Origin of the sequence: Kiloniella laminariae DSM 19542 (genome assembly GCF_000374005.1) — a bacterium.
GTDB lineage: Bacteria > Pseudomonadota > Alphaproteobacteria > Kiloniellales > Kiloniellaceae > Kiloniella > Kiloniella laminariae.
The window spans coordinates 20,300-34,441 of sequence record NZ_KB893171.1 but is presented as its reverse complement, the minus strand read 5'-3'; the positions used below and the strand labels follow the sequence as shown (position 1 = coordinate 34,441).

Below are 14,142 nucleotides of genomic sequence, written 5' to 3'. Positions count from 1 at the left end.
AAAAAATTAGATGCTCGATATATCCTGTCGTAACCAGCTGGTTTTACTCCGGAACATACCCCTCACTGGCCAACAGCAATTCCCGGGTATAGGGATGCTGCGGTTCAGCCTTACGCATGGTCTCGACGCTCATCACCTCGACAATTTCCCCCCGGTTCATCACAGCAATATCCTCACACATGTGTGCAACAACCGCGAGATTATGTGTAACCAGTAGATATGTCAGATTTTTATTTTGTCGAAGGTCTGCCAGCAAATTCAGGATCTCTGCCTGCACCGACACATCCAGCGCCGAAGTCGGTTCGTCCAAAAGCATAATCTCGGGCTCAAGCATAAGAGCACGGGCAATTGCTACACGTTGTCGTTGGCCACCAGACAGCTGATGCGGGTAACGAAAACGGAAAGCGGTTCCCAGGCCAACATCAAGCAGGGCCTGATCAACCCGATCATCCCGATCCCCCACCCCATGCAAAATCAGAGGTTCACTCAGGGTACGATCAATTGTATGTCTGGGGTGCAGAGAGGCGTAAGGATCCTGGAACACCATCTGGATCGTTTTGTAAAAAGCCCTGTCCCGGCGGTAATCCATCGATTTTCCATTGATATTGATTGTACCTTTCCAGTCCCCAACCAATCCGCTTATTGTGCGCAAAACAGTGGATTTTCCCGATCCTGATTCCCCGACCAGGCCAAATGAACCACCCTTTGCTACGGAAAAACTGACATCCTTTACCGCCTGCAACCGCTCCATCCCCTGACCAAAAAAGACATCAAGGTTGCTGATTTCAAGTGTCGCATCAGCTTTTAGTTGTTGTGCGACCTCAGATGAATGCATCAACACTTGGCTCCTCCTGCCACCGGGGATCGCGTTCCAGCACCGACAGGCGCTCACAAGGTGAGTGAATATGAGGCAAAGCCGCAAGCAAGCCGCGGGTATAGGGGTGTTTTGCCTGCTGCAGTTCATCTGCCCTGCAGGTCTCAACAATTTTGCCGCCATACATGATAATCACCCGATCGCAGAATGACGAAACCAGGTTGAGATCATGGCTGATGAAAATCAGTCCCATGCCCCTGTCGCGCACCAGTTTATCCATGATCTGCAACACCCGCATCTGGACGGTCACGTCCAGCGCCGAGGTCGGCTCGTCAGCGATCAGAAGATCCGGTTCGGGAATCAGCATCATGGCAATCATGATACGCTGACCCATCCCGCCCGACACTTCATGGGGGTAACTGTCGTAAACCCGTTCAGGATTACGGATCTGAACCGCCTCAAGCATCTTCAGTGCCCGCTTTTTTGCCTCTGCTTTCGAAGATTTATTGTGTACACGGTAGGCCTCGGCAATCTGCTGCCCGACTTTCATCACCGGATTAAGTGAAAATTTGGGGTCCTGCATCACCAGCGAAATACGGTGGCCACGAATCCCGCGCATTTCCTTTTCACTCAAGGATTGAAGATCAATACCATCAAACAGGATCTTTCCGGCTTTCACCTTTCCGGGTTCTCTGATCAGTCGCAGAATTGCTCGGCCGGTCATTGACTTGCCGGAACCTGACTCACCAACAATACCAATTCGTTCCCGCCCGACAGAGAAGGAAATACCCCGGACAGCTTCAACCACTTTCCTTTTTGTTTGAAAACGGACCCAGAGATCCTCGATTTCCAGAAGAGGCTTGCTCATGACTGCTCCCCTTTTGGATCAAGAATATCGCGCAGACCATCACCCAGAAGATTAAAGCCGAGAGAGACAATAAAGATTGCCAGGCCCGGCATGGTCGCCACCCACCAGTGATCCAGCAGAAATTTCCGTCCTGCAGAAATCATTGCGCCCCATTCCGGCATCGGCGGTTGCGCCCCAAGTCCCAGAAAACCAAGACCGGCAGCTGTCAGGATAATTCCAGCCATGTCCAGTGTTACACGGACGATAATCGAGGACATACACATCGGCCAGATATGACCGGTGATAATCCTGAGACTGCCCGCCCCCTGTAACTGAATCGCACTGATATAGTCTGCATTACGAATTGTCAGAGTCTCCGCCCGGGCGATACGGGCATAAGGGGGCCAGGCTGTCAGGGAAATGGCGAGAATGGCATTCTCAATCCCGGCACCCAGGGCCGCAACAAAGGCAAGCGCGAGCACCAGTCTGGGAAAAGCCAGAAAGATATCAGTAATGCGCATTAAAACCATATCCGGCCAGCCCCCGAGGTACCCGGCAACCGTCCCGACCAGCAATCCAAATACCGGAGCGGTACAGGCAACCAGGACAACGATCATCAGCGTGATGCGGGAGCCAAAGATAATCCTGCTCCAGATATCCCGGCCAAACTCGTCACTGCCCAGCAGATACCCGTCGCTTCCCGGAGGGGCCAGTCGCATGGCCAGGTTTTGTTCACTCGGGCCATGGGTCGCGAGGAAGGGGGCAAAAACAGCAACCAGTATCAGGATCACCAGAATCAGAAAACCAACCAAAGCCAAGGGATTGGAACGCAGGCTCTGCCAACCGCTATAAAGCTGGGTCATCTTTGCCTGGAACCTTGATCGAGGGGTTTCGGTTGTCAACCAGGCTCTCAGATTGGAGGAATCAGTGACAGAAGGGCTGTTATTAGTACTTTCAGTCATCGGGCCCTCGGATCCACAATCTTGTACAGGAAATCAGAGAAAAGATTCAGGCCGATAAAGATCAGCCCCACGACAACAGTCCCGCCCATCACAGCATTCATATCTGCAGAAAGTAACGCTGTGGTCAGATACTGCCCCAGCCCCGGCCAGGCAAAAATCACTTCAGTCAGGACGGATCCTTCCAGCAGATTGGCATAGGAAAGCGCAATTACAGTAATCAGGGGAATCATCACATTACCCAAAGCATGCCGCCAGATCACGGCATGTTCGGACAGGCCTTTGACCCGTGCCGTGATGATATACTCTTGAGTGAGCTGTTCCAGCATGAAAGAGCGGGTCATCCGGCTGATATAGGCCAGGGAATAATACCCCAGCAGCGAGGCTGGCAGAATGATATGCGATACCGCATTCCAGAAAATATCAATTTCTCCGGCGATCAGGCTATCGACCAGAATCATACCGGTAATCACGGGCACAAGGTCATCATAGAAAACATCTAGCCGACCCGGTCCGCCAACCCAGCCCAGAATACCGTAAAAAATCAGCAGCCCCATCAAACCAAGCCAGAAAATCGGCATGGAATAGCCAAAAAGACCAAAAAGGCGAATCAGCTGATCCTGCCATTTCCCCTGATGTACTGCCGCGATTACTCCCATTGGCACGCCCAAAAGCACCCCAAAAACAGTTGCAACGGAGGCCAGCTCGAGTGTGGCTGGAAAAACCCGGATAATATCATCAGAAACCGGGCGAGCCGTGAGTCTTGAGATCCCGAAGTCGCCCGTAAAGACCTGCTGCAGAAAAACACCGAACTGAACAACAAGCGGTTTGTCCAGTCCCAGCGAGAGATAAGCCGCGTCGTAAACCTCTTTTGAAGCCCGCTCCCCAACAATCGCGAGAACTGGATCAATCGGCATCACCCGACCAATCAGGAAAGTGATAAACAAGAGCCCGACAAGTGTCGCAATAATTGAAAAGAGGACTGTTGTCAGTCTGCGAAGACGCTTTAGAAGCGGCGAGGAAGCTCCTCGCCGCTTCTGCGTCGCTGTACCAGCGGCGTTGCTCATGCTGCTCTACTTGGTCACTGTCCAGTAATAGACAGCTGTCACAGCAGAACCAGTAACAAAGCCGCTGACATTTGCCCGACGGCCTGTCTGTTCGTTCTTCTGGAACATCTCGACAAAAGGAGAGACTTTCTGATGCTCCTTCTGGATATCCACATACATCTGGGCCCGCTTGGCGTTATCCGTTTCCTGAACCGCCGCTTCGGTCATGGCTGTCAGCTCAGGAATAGCCCAGGCATTACGCCAGGCCAGCTTACCAAGATGCTGCGCTTCATCCGCATTGTCAGGGTTAGAGGCAAAGGTATCGGCATTGGTATGAGGATCTGGATAATCCGGCCCCCAGGCACCAAGATAAATCTGGAAGTCCCGGGCCCGGTATTTGCCAAGGATCTGCTTCCCAGTTCCCTGACTAAGGGAAACGTTGATCCCTGCCTGGGCAAAGGTGTTTTGCAGTGACTGCGCAATCTCGACCCGCTCTTGCGCATCACGCACAATGATTTCCACATCGAAACCATCCGGATATCCTGCTTCGGTCAGGAGTCCTTTTGCTTTATCAACATCAAAGCTGAAAGGCTGATCTTTCAGCTCGCCCATATAGGTCAAGGGCAAGAAAGCCTGGTGAACTTTCCACTGGCCTTTCAAAAAAGCACCTTCCATGCCTTTATAATCAACCAGATATTTCAGAGCTTCAATGACTTGTGGTTTCGAGAGGATCGGATCTTTCTGGTTCAAGGAAATATACATGATCCGGCCCCGCAGATCTTCATCCACAGCCAGATCAGAATTCTCGGCAATCCCGGCAACGTCTTCTGGTGACAGATTCCGGGCAACATCAACATCGCCTTTTTCCAACAGCAGCCGCTGTGTCGCTGATTCCTGAATATGGCGTACGATCACGCGTTTCATCGCAGGTTTGGCCCGCCAATAGTCGGCATTCGCGTTCAAAGTATAGGACTCATTCGGCTTCCAGCTTACAAGTGAATAAGCACCGGAACCGGCAGAATTGGTCCGTAGCCATTCATTGCCCCAGTCTCCATCTTTTTCATGTGACTTTACTTCCTTTGAATCAACAATGTAGGAAATGGCGCTGGTAAAACAGTTCAGGACAAAAGAAGGTGCATATTTTTTATCGGTTACAACCACCAGCGTCCTGTCATCCGTCGCTTTAATGGTGCTGTCCATATTTTCCGGGGTAAAACCGAACTGGGTCAGGATAAAGGATGGTGTCTTGTTCAGCCCCACTGCACGCCTGAGCGAGAACTCTGCGTCATGCGCGGTCAACTCATTACCGGAGTGGAACGTTACCCCTTCGCGGATGGTGAAAGTAAAAGTCTTGCCATCTTCACTGATGGTCCAGCTTTCAGCGAGGCTGGGCTCATAGCCTTTGGACAGATCTTTCGGATCAAAGCTGACCAGTGAATCATAGACGTTATTCGCATAGTCCGTCCCGGCAAATTCAAACATTTCCTGTGGATCGAGCGAAATAATATCGTCAATTCGATTGGCAACAACCAGAATATCGTCCGGCGTTGCTGCAAAGCTCGGCGGCACAGACAAAGCGGGGACGGAAATGGCCGTGGCGAGCACCAGGCCTTTCAACCAGTTTTGTATTTTCACTTTATAGACTCCCTGTTTAGAACGCGGCGCCTTGATCGGAAAATCTCACCCTGTTTCTCAGTGGTTGTATTAGCGTCGCCTCTATAGCGTTGCGTTTCCAGCACCTTTTGTCAACTTTCAAGGCTTTAGCCAAAAGTCCTGCAATCAAAAGGACATTGCAAATCATTGCCTCCGGATTAAACAAATAACCTTCTGCGCTTGCCAGATTTATCCTTCTGTTCCACTGTGCAATCAAGCCGCACGTCTTCTGGTTGCCCCCCTGAATCGACAAAACCTGCTGTTCAATACCAGAGCATGTCCTGCAGAGGCCTTTTCTGCTCTACAGAATGAAGAGAACAAATGATGAAAGACTACTCCGTGCTCTTTGTCTGCACCGGGAATATCTGCCGCTCCCCTGCCGGGGAGGGCATCCTGCGACATCGCTTGAGGGAAAGAGGCTTGGCCCGGAAAGTTAAAACCGATTCAGCAGGGACACACAATTATCATCTTGGTGATCCCCCCACAGAAACTGGCCTGAAACTCGCGAAAAACCGAGGTTACGACTATGCAGATCTCCGCGCCCGCAAAGTAACAGTTCAGGATTTTGAAGCATTTGATCTCGTCCTGGCAATGGACGAGGGGCACCTGGCAATTCTGCAACAGATCTGCCCGGCAAACCTCCGGCACAAGCTCGCTCTCTTTCTTGATTACAGCGAGATTAGGGACAAGAACGTTGCAGATCCCTATTACGGTGGAGCCTCAGACTACGAAGCCATGCTGGACGTTATCGAACAGGGTGTCGATGCCCTCCTCCTTCATATCGGGAAGCAGTTCCATGAGTAAGCAGTTAACAAGCGCGGTGAATACCAGCGGAGACAGAATTTTTCTTGGCATTATTCTGGCCATCGTCATGGTTTTCTGCATGTCGGTTATGGATGGCATTGCCAAGTGGCTAACCGCCTCCTATAGCCTGATCAGCATCATTCTGATCCGCAACACTTTCAGCCTGCCCCTGACGGTCGCTCTCGTGATCAAATCCGGTGGTTGGCAAACCTTGCGCTGTGATCGCCCCTGGTTACTGCTGGCCCGATCGGCTCTTATCATCGTCACCGCAGGAAGCTTCTATGCCGCCTTGCCCCTGATGCCTTTAGCTGAAGCCTTTGCCATTACCTTCGTTGGTCCCCTCTTCATTACCATTCTCTCCGTGATTTTTCTTGGCGAAAAAGTAGGCCCCCATCGCTGGGGCGTGGTTTTTACCGGTTTCTGCGGGGTTCTGGTAATTTTCCAGCCCGGCACCGATGCTTTCCAACCGGCAGCATTCCTGCCATTGATTGCTGCTTTTTTCTATGCCGTCCTGATGATTATCACCCGACAGCTTCGTCATCACAGCACCTCGGCAGGGATCACCTTTTGGGGCACCCTGACCACGGTCATTCTCGCCCTTGTCGCCCTGTTGCTGCCATGGGATGCTTTTGCCTGGACCCGGCCTGATAACAGTGACCTTCTGATGATTCTGGTCATGGCGATTGTTGCGACAACGGCACACTTTTTAACCAGTCAGGCCTATCGTATTGCCCCTGCTGCGGTCATCGCCCCCTTTGAATATACGATTCTTCTGTGGGGCCTGCTATTTGGCTGGTTTTTCTGGAACGAAATCCCTGAAGCCCACGTCCTGATTGGTGCTGCAGTCATCGTCGCCAGTGGTCTCTACCTCATATATCGAGAGTCTCGGTCCATGAGAAAAACGGTTCTGGATAGTCGGCTTCCAGAGAATAGCAGGCACCCGACGGCGTAAGATGGCTTGAATAGAGGCCAAAACATTCCGCAACAAAAGGGGGATGGGAAAAGAGGCTGTTTGCCTGCAGATAGTTTCCAAAGGCCGGGCCGGGTGCAGACTTAAACCGGCAAAGTGTGACATGGGGCGTGAATTTTTCACGCTCCAGATTCACCCCGACCGATTGGGCCGCATGTTCGATCTTGCGTTTAAGATCTGATATCTCTGGCGTTTTCTCCACACCAGCCCAGAGCATCCGTGGTTTTCCTTCCTTGCCAAAGGCCCCGACCCCGTTCAGGCGTACCTCAAAAGGTCTGAAGTGGATCCGGCTGAAAACGTCGTCGAGATCCCGGGCAACTGCTCCGTTGACCTCGCCAAAAAATCTCAGGGTTATGTGAAAGTTTTCGGGGGCGACCCAGCGCTGTCCTGGCAATCCATGACATAAGCCCATCAAACTCAAACGGGCTTCTTCGGGTAACGCAATCGCCGAAAATAGGCGCATAAGGATGCCTCCTGTTAACAAACCACCCCAGACTCAAACCTGAACAAGAGCCTCTCACCATAGTCCGCAAATATGGGGCTCACTGGCAAGATAATTTCCACTCTGCAAAACTCGCACATCGCTAGGGGCAGGGAATCGTATGCCTGCGTCCAAGTGTATCTATTTCAGAAAGAACCTCTTCTGATAGTGTGATCTCTGCTGATGCAATATTCGTCTTTAATTGCGCCATCTTTGTGGCTCCGATAATAGGTGCCGTAACAAAGGGACGGGTCCGGACGTAGGCAAGTGCCATCTGCGCCGGATCAAGATGATATTTTTCAGCCAGAGAAACATACTCCTGAACGGCTGCTTCAGCGCGCTCCCCCATATAGCGTTTATTATCCGGAAAGAGGGAAATTCTGGCACCTTCGGGGCGGGCGCCACCAAGATATTTTCCGGTCAAAACGCCTGCTGCAAGCGGCGCATAGGCCAAAAGCCCGAGATCCTCGCGAATGGCGATTTCCGCCATACCCACTTCGAAACTGCGATTGAGAAAACTGTAGGGATTCTGGATTGAAACCATACGAGGGCCTTTACCCTCCCCCGCCAGCTTCAAAAACTCCATCGCCCCCCAGGGTGTTTCATTCGAAATCCCGACCTCCCGGATTTTTCCGGCTTTGACCAGATCGTCCAGAATACCCAGGGTTTCTTCCGGCTGTGTGATCACTTCCTCATTCCGATGGTCAAAACCGAGCTGGCCAAAGATATTCACATTCCGGTCTGGCCAATGCAGTTGGTAAAGATCGATATAGTCCGTTTTCAAGCGCTTCAGGGAATTTTCAAGCGCAGCAGTAATATGTTTGCGATTAAAACGTGCGATTTCACCCCGGATGTAGGTCTGGGCGGGACTGGGACCGGCAACCTTGGAGGCCAGCACAATCTGGTCCCGGTTTTTTCTTTCCGCGAACCAGTTACCAATGATTTTTTCCGTGGCACCATAGGTTTCTGCTTTGGGCGGCACAGCGTAAATTTCAGCCGTATCAAAGAAATTGATTCCCTGATCCACAGCATAATCCATCTGCTCAAAGGCTTCAGCTTGGCTGTTTTGCTCTCCCCAGGTCATGGTTCCCAGACACAGGGCGCTTACTTTCAGATCTGTCCGACCCAGTTTTTTGTAGTCCATGATCAAACTTTCCCGGATATCCCGTAAATCAATAAAACAATGTCAGCACACCGGTATAACCATAAAGACGGTCGTGAGAAATTTCCCCATTGGCATAAAAACCAACAAGCGGCATGTCCCCAAATTCCTGACGGATAACATTGAGTTCTTCCGAATTCGGTCCAAATAAAGCCTGCCCCCGGCCCAGACAGGAGAAATACAATCCTGCCTTGGGCGAGCTTGGCAATCTCGCCCGCATATCATCCAGAAGCCGATTCAGATCTTTACGCGCCGTTTCACTATCCCGACGACAAAAGAAAATCGGCTGGCCTGGCTGTGTTTCTTCTGTAATTTCAAGAGAGCCATCCCCGGTGTCGATGCTCAGTATGTTCCGTACCAAGTAGTCTTCGGCATCATTTCCCTCAATCGGAAAGCCAACAAAGATATAACCGCCGATCCGGCTCAGATCACGGGAAAGCAGCTCGCCAATATCCTCCTTGAGGACTTCCAGGGCTGGCCTGTTATCGATTGAAATTATCTTGCGCCCCTCAGAAGCAGTAACCGCACGCTGCTCCCCAATCGGGCTGCAGCCTTGTGTCAGGCCGGTTATGGCAGGGGCATTCGCATTGAATAGTACCCCGGAGACAGCACTCTCGGCCACATGATCCGCCACCTGTAACATTTCGGTTCGCGAGGAAGTCAAGCCGCCAACCAGATAGGTCTCAAGCCCGGCAGCAAGAGAAGAAAGCTGAAGAGGCAAGCTGTAATCCCGGGGGTCAGCATGCACAACTCCCAGATAAGGCTTATTCTCTGTAAGCCATTTTTCAACTCCTTCACCTGTGACAACCAGACGGACCCCTTCGTCCATCTCGATCTGTCCGGCTTCAAACACCTGAAAGCTGTCCGATGGAAAAGCCCCGATCAGAGCCACAAGAGCAGACTGGTCATAAATTTCGCGCGAATCAACGCGCCCGAACTTGTCACCCGCAATTGACGCCACGCCGATTCCAACTGTCCCGCACCAATGTTCAATTCCGGTCTTTTCCCGGAGATAGGTCAGGATACTACCAAAATCGTCTGCATGATCATCGGAAAGATAAATGAACCCCAGATTGGCTTCTGCAGGTATATCCCCCAAGCCGAGAAGCACTTCATTACAGGCGCTGGACCATTGGGCTGTCTCGGAAAAACCGGCTTTGAACCGGGGGGGCGTTACCGTCATCAACTGCCTTTCTCTGCGGCGATCATACTTTCAATATAAGGTAGAATAGCTTCAACAATCTTGTCGACACCAGCCCTGTTTGGATGAATACCGTCTTTCTGATTGAGATCCCGCTCCAGAGCAACGCCCTCCAGAAAAAAGGGATAGAGCTCCACCCCTGTTTCCCTGGCCAGATCCGGATAGATACGATCAAACTCCTCGACATATTCAGAACCAAGATTTCGTGGTGCCTGCATTCCTGTTAACAGCACACGGGCCCCAAACTGTTGCAATCCTGTAAGGATAGTCCTGAGGTTTTTTTTGGTTTCGGCCGGTTCAAGACCGCGCAACCCGTCATTGGCGCCGAGTTCTAAAATCACCAGGTCAGGTTCGTCCATCAAAGCCCAGTCCAGTCGAGCCAGACCAGAGGCAGAGGTATCACCTGAGTTACCACCATTAATGACTTCAATGCTGTGCCCGGCTGCATCCAGTGCCGCCTGGAGACGTTCAGGAAAGGTATCCCCAGCCTCAAGCCCATACCCATGAGTAAGACTGTCACCGTAAGCGAGCAATTTCAAAGGTGTATCCGCCTCTGCAGGACGAGGTCCTGCCGTCAGCAGAATTGATGCCAGAAAAATTGAGGGCAGAAGGAAAAACAGGGGGAAAATTCGGAAGAATTTTTGCATCATCAATAGGATCAACCAACAGTAATGAAAGAACTGTAAACGAAACTCTACACTGAGAAATAGGGTTTGTCAGAGGCCGGAACAAGTCTGAAGCAATTGAATTTCCCCTTCCCTGTCCCCATATAGCCTTCCAATCAAAGGTTTTATCGCACTGTTTTGGAAAGATACTGCTCCATGCCCAATACTTCTTCCGCGCTTGTTTCTCTTTCCGACCTTCATCTCACCCTTAAATCGCAAGCCGGATCGGTTGATATTCTCAAAGGCATAGACCTGGAAATTAACGCTGGGGATACCGTCTCTGTTGTCGGTCCCTCGGGGGCAGGAAAATCCTCAATGATGATGCTGATGGCCGGGCTCGAGGCGGCAACGTCAGGACAGGTGATCATTGACGGCAGGGATCTTGGTGCCATGGATGAGGATGCCCTGGCGCGCTTTCGACGCGACGGCATTGGTATCGTATTCCAGGACTTCCATTTGATTCCCACCATGACCGCCCTGGAAAATGTTGCTGTATCTCTCGAATTTGCCCGTAAACCCGATGCCCTCGCCCGTGCCCGTGCCCGGCTTGAAGCCGTTGGTCTGGGACACCGTCTTGATCACTTTCCCGGGCAACTTTCCGGTGGAGAACAACAGCGTGTTGCCCTCGCCCGTGCCTTTGCCGCCGAACCCAAGCTCCTGCTTGCCGACGAACCGACCGGGAACCTCGACAGTGCCACCGGTGATATTATTATCGACCTGCTGTTCAGCCTGCAAAAAGATCATGGCACCACCCTGGTCCTGATCACCCACGATCCCAAACTGGCCGAACGCTGCAATCGAACTGTTGTTTTGAAAGATGGCCTCTTGAGCGAGCAAAACTCCCGTGCACAGAAGCTGGAAAATCCTTCCCCGGTATCTAAAGCGAGTCCGAGGGCCGTTTCAGCAACCGCAAAAGGTCGCTCCTGATGTCCCGTTCTTTTCCCCTTTCCCTTGCCCTGACCTTTGCCCTGCGTGAGTTACGCGGGGGGATCAAAGGTTTCAGAATTTTCCTCGGCTGCCTTTTTCTCGGTGTCAGTGCCATCGCTGCTGTCGGCTCTATTTCTGCCTCGATAGAACAGGGGTTGCGCAATGATGGCCGCAACCTGCTGGGGGGCGATATCGCGCTTAATCTGGTACATCAGCAAGCCACCCCCGAACAGATGAACTGGCTTTCCGACAGGGGAACCGTCTCTCTGGTACGGGAGATGCGGGCCATGGGACGGCAGGACCAAACCGCTGGCAAGCGCACCCTTATCGAGCTTCGTGCCGTTGATAACGTCTATCCGCTTTACGGGGACATCATACTGGAACCAGCAGCTTCCCTACAGAATGCCCTGGCACAGACAAACGGTCAGTGGGGTGCTGTTGTGGCCCCGAATCTTTTGCGAAAGCTGGATTTGAAAGTCGGCGATGCCATTGTCGTAGGCGATACCCGTTATACAGTTCGTGGCTCCCTGATCAAGGAACCAGATCTTTCAACCCGCGCCTTTACCTATGGCCCGACAGTCATGGTTTCCGGTGACAGTCTGGAAAGCACCGGGCTGATACAGCCGGGCAGCATGGTTCGCTATGACTACCGTCTGGCCCTGCCATTAGCCACAGATCTTGAACTCTTTCAAAACCAGCTAGATGACAGCTTCCCCGATGCCGGTTGGCGGGTCAGAAGTTCGGAAAAAGCGGCGCCAAGAATCAGTCAATTCATTGATATTCTGGGCATGTACCTGACCCTTATCGGCCTCGCCACGCTGCTGGTAGGCGGCGTTGGGGTCGCCAATGCCGTAAAAAGCTTTATGGATGGCAAGGTCCCTGTCATCGCCACGCTCAAATGCCTCGGCGCATCATCAAGCCTGATTTTCCAGATTTACCTCGCACAGATCCTTTTTCTTACCCTTGCAGGAACTCTGGCAGGTTTGCTTGCCGGGGCTGCTGCCCCTTATTTTGCCGCTTCTTTTGCCGGAGATATTCTTGGCTGGGAAATCGCAGCAGACCTCTACCCCAAACCCCTTTTTCTCGCGGCGACTTTCGGTTTTTTGACAGCCCTGACCTTTTCACTTTGGTCCCTTTCCCGCGCTGGGAAAACGTCACCTGCCCGTCTGTTCCGGGATCTGACTTCACCGATCACCGGAAGTCCTACTCCCCGGGCGCTTGTCCTCTTGACCCTTAGCTCTATCCTGCTTGCTCTGACCGCTGTCGCCTTTTCCAGCAATCCCAAAATTGCCGGATTTTTCATTACCGGCGCCATTGCCACCTTTACGATCTATCACTTTGTCGGCTGGACAGTCACCAGACTGACCCGTGTTTTGCCCCGCGCGAGCCACCCCGCCCTGCGGACTGCCATTGCCAATCTGCATCGCCCGGGCGCCCCCACCTCAAGTGTGATCCTCTCCATGGGTCTGGGGTTGACCGTGCTGGTCATTGTTGCCCTGCTCGAGGGGAATGTCAGCCGGGCAGTCACCCAGAGCCTGCCCGAAGAAGCTCCCGGATTTTATTTTATTGATATCCAGCCGGAGCAGGTCGAGGACTTCGAAACGCTGGTACTGGCAACGGATGGTATCAGCGAACTGCGCCGTGTCCCGATGATGCGGGGGCGAATTACAGCCGTTAAGGGGGTCTCTCCCGACCAGCTCGAAATACCGAGCGAAATCAAATGGGTTTTCCGCAGTGACCGGGGCCTGACCTGGTCAGCAAAAATGCCCGAAAACACAAAGATTGTCGCCGGAGACTGGTGGCCAGAAGACTATAATGGCAAGCCGCTTGTATCCCTCGATGAACAGGTTGCCAAAGGCCTCAACCTTTCTCTCGGGGACAGCCTGACCATCAACCTTCTGGGACGCCCGGTCGAGGTGGAAATCGCCAATCTGCGCAAAATTGACTGGGGCGGCCTAGAAATCAACTTTGTAATGGTCTTCTCTCCTGGTCTGATCTCCCGCGCGCCCCAAACTCATATAGCCACCGTGAAGGCTGCGCCCGAGATAGAAGACGCACTTGAGATTGCCGTCACGGACCGCTTTGCCAATGTCTCTTCCATCCGGGTCAAAGAAGCCTTGCAGGCCGCAACCGAACTGCTGGGCCATGTTGCTCTGGCATTGAGTGTCATCGCCACCGTTGCCCTTCTCGCCGGCACCCTGGTTCTTGGTGGGGCTGTTGCAGCAGGTCACCAGCGCCGGGTCTATGATGCTGTCGTGCTGAAGGTTCTGGGGGCGAGCAGGCGGGCACTTACCCTGACTTTTTTCCTCGAATTCGGACTACTGGGCATCATCTCGGCGTCGGTTGCTGTTGTCATCGGCTCCATCGCCTCCTGGGCGATTACAGTCTATATCCTGCGACTGGAGTTCGCCTTGCTCGGTGAAGTGATGATCCTGACACCTCTGCTTGCCCTCGGCGCAACCTTGCTCTGTGGTTACGTTGGCACCTGGAGCGCCCTGCGCCAGCGTCCCGCATCACTTTTGCGAAACCAGTAAATTATGCCCCAGTCAGACGTTTGATAAAAAAATCATTGCTTTGTTATTGATTCTTTTCGCAAGACGTCCAATATTAAGG

The 14,142-nt window shown here is 52.5% G+C and carries 13 protein-coding genes; 4 read left to right on the top strand and 9 right to left on the bottom strand.

Annotation, left to right across the window (positions count from 1 at the left end; translation table 11 throughout):
- Positions 1–43: 43 nt before the first annotated feature.
- The 5 genes from B152_RS0121235 to B152_RS0121215 are packed head-to-tail and all read right to left on the bottom strand — an operon-like array spanning position 44 to position 5,301.
- Positions 44–835, bottom strand: a complete 792-nt coding sequence (locus tag B152_RS0121235; protein WP_020594471.1) for an ABC transporter ATP-binding protein — start codon at positions 833–835, stop codon at positions 44–46.
- Positions 822–1,682 carry an ABC transporter ATP-binding protein gene (locus B152_RS0121230; RefSeq protein ID WP_020594470.1) on the bottom strand — a complete coding sequence of 287 codons (861 nt, stop codon included), beginning with the start codon at positions 1,680–1,682 and terminating at the stop codon, positions 822–824. Before B152_RS0121230 ends, B152_RS0121235 begins: the two co-directional genes overlap by 14 nt.
- Positions 1,679–2,623 carry an ABC transporter permease gene (locus tag B152_RS0121225; protein WP_020594469.1) on the bottom strand — a complete coding sequence of 315 codons (945 nt, stop codon included), beginning with the start codon at positions 2,621–2,623 and terminating at the stop codon, positions 1,679–1,681. Before B152_RS0121225 ends, B152_RS0121230 begins: the two co-directional genes overlap by 4 nt.
- Positions 2,620–3,687 (bottom strand): ABC transporter permease, encoded by a 1,068-nt coding sequence (locus B152_RS0121220; protein WP_020594468.1) that lies wholly within the window; start codon positions 3,685–3,687, stop codon positions 2,620–2,622. Before B152_RS0121220 ends, B152_RS0121225 begins: the two co-directional genes overlap by 4 nt.
- A 6-nt stretch (positions 3,688–3,693) precedes the next feature.
- Positions 3,694–5,301: an ABC transporter substrate-binding protein gene (locus B152_RS0121215; protein ID WP_020594467.1), complete on the bottom strand. Its 1,608-nt coding sequence runs from the start codon at positions 5,299–5,301 to the stop codon at positions 3,694–3,696.
- A gap of 339 nt (positions 5,302–5,640) precedes the next feature.
- On the opposite strand from B152_RS0121215, the gene B152_RS0121205 reads away from it, so the two are divergent.
- Positions 5,641–6,123 (top strand): low molecular weight protein-tyrosine-phosphatase, encoded by a 483-nt coding sequence (locus B152_RS0121205; protein WP_020594465.1) that lies wholly within the window; start codon positions 5,641–5,643, stop codon positions 6,121–6,123.
- Positions 6,116–7,075 carry a DMT family transporter gene (locus tag B152_RS24650; RefSeq protein ID WP_020594464.1) on the top strand — a complete coding sequence of 320 codons (960 nt, stop codon included), beginning with the start codon at positions 6,116–6,118 and terminating at the stop codon, positions 7,073–7,075. Before B152_RS0121205 ends, B152_RS24650 begins: the two co-directional genes overlap by 8 nt.
- Here the strand turns inward: B152_RS24650 and thpR are convergent.
- The 4 genes from thpR to B152_RS0121170 form a co-directional block, all read right to left on the bottom strand.
- Positions 6,993–7,556 carry an RNA 2',3'-cyclic phosphodiesterase gene (thpR, locus tag B152_RS24645; RefSeq protein WP_020594463.1) on the bottom strand — a complete coding sequence of 188 codons (564 nt, stop codon included), beginning with the start codon at positions 7,554–7,556 and terminating at the stop codon, positions 6,993–6,995. The genes B152_RS24650 and thpR overlap by 83 nt on opposite strands.
- A 121-nt stretch (positions 7,557–7,677) precedes the next feature.
- Positions 7,678–8,718, bottom strand: coding sequence for an NADP(H)-dependent aldo-keto reductase (locus B152_RS0121180; RefSeq protein WP_020594462.1), 1,041 nt, complete (start codon positions 8,716–8,718; stop codon positions 7,678–7,680).
- Positions 8,719–8,746: 28 nt separating this feature from the next.
- Positions 8,747–9,919: an FIST signal transduction protein gene (locus B152_RS0121175; RefSeq protein ID WP_020594461.1), complete on the bottom strand. Its 1,173-nt coding sequence runs from the start codon at positions 9,917–9,919 to the stop codon at positions 8,747–8,749.
- Complete coding sequence (locus tag B152_RS0121170; protein WP_020594460.1) at positions 9,919–10,587, bottom strand: arylesterase; 669 nt, start codon at positions 10,585–10,587, stop codon at positions 9,919–9,921. Before B152_RS0121170 ends, B152_RS0121175 begins: the two co-directional genes overlap by 1 nt.
- Positions 10,588–10,758: 171 nt before the next feature.
- Between B152_RS0121170 and B152_RS0121165 the strand changes: the two genes are divergently transcribed.
- On the top strand, positions 10,759–11,529 hold the full coding sequence (locus tag B152_RS0121165) for an ABC transporter ATP-binding protein (RefSeq protein ID WP_020594459.1): 771 nt from the start codon (positions 10,759–10,761) through the stop codon (positions 11,527–11,529).
- Complete coding sequence (locus B152_RS0121160) at positions 11,529–14,063, top strand: ABC transporter permease (RefSeq protein ID WP_020594458.1); 2,535 nt, start codon at positions 11,529–11,531, stop codon at positions 14,061–14,063. The genes B152_RS0121165 and B152_RS0121160 overlap by 1 nt, the downstream gene beginning before the upstream one ends.
- Positions 14,064–14,142: the final 79 nt, after the last annotated feature.

Bases quoted from the DNA above. Each gene is read 5' to 3' on its own strand.
- B152_RS0121175 (WP_020594461.1), bottom strand. From the start codon at position 9,919: ATGACGGTAACGCCCCCCCGGTTCAAAGCCGGTTTTTCCGAGACAGCC.
- B152_RS0121205 (WP_020594465.1), top strand. From the start codon at position 5,641: ATGATGAAAGACTACTCCGTGCTCTTTGTCTGCACCGGGAATATCTGC.
- B152_RS0121220 (WP_020594468.1), bottom strand. From the start codon at position 3,687: ATGAGCAACGCCGCTGGTACAGCGACGCAGAAGCGGCGAGGAGCTTCC.
- thpR (WP_020594463.1), bottom strand. From the start codon at position 7,556: ATGCGCCTATTTTCGGCGATTGCGTTACCCGAAGAAGCCCGTTTGAGT.
- B152_RS0121170 (WP_020594460.1), bottom strand. From the start codon at position 10,587: ATGATGCAAAAATTCTTCCGAATTTTCCCCCTGTTTTTCCTTCTGCCC.
- B152_RS0121180 (WP_020594462.1), bottom strand. From the start codon at position 8,718: ATGGACTACAAAAAACTGGGTCGGACAGATCTGAAAGTAAGCGCCCTG.
- B152_RS0121225 (WP_020594469.1), bottom strand. From the start codon at position 2,623: ATGACTGAAAGTACTAATAACAGCCCTTCTGTCACTGATTCCTCCAAT.
- B152_RS0121235 (WP_020594471.1), bottom strand. From the start codon at position 835: ATGCATTCATCTGAGGTCGCACAACAACTAAAAGCTGATGCGACACTT.
- B152_RS0121160 (WP_020594458.1), top strand. From the start codon at position 11,529: ATGTCCCGTTCTTTTCCCCTTTCCCTTGCCCTGACCTTTGCCCTGCGT.
- B152_RS0121165 (WP_020594459.1), top strand. From the start codon at position 10,759: ATGCCCAATACTTCTTCCGCGCTTGTTTCTCTTTCCGACCTTCATCTC.
- B152_RS24650 (WP_020594464.1), top strand. From the start codon at position 6,116: ATGAGTAAGCAGTTAACAAGCGCGGTGAATACCAGCGGAGACAGAATT.
- B152_RS0121230 (WP_020594470.1), bottom strand. From the start codon at position 1,682: ATGAGCAAGCCTCTTCTGGAAATCGAGGATCTCTGGGTCCGTTTTCAA.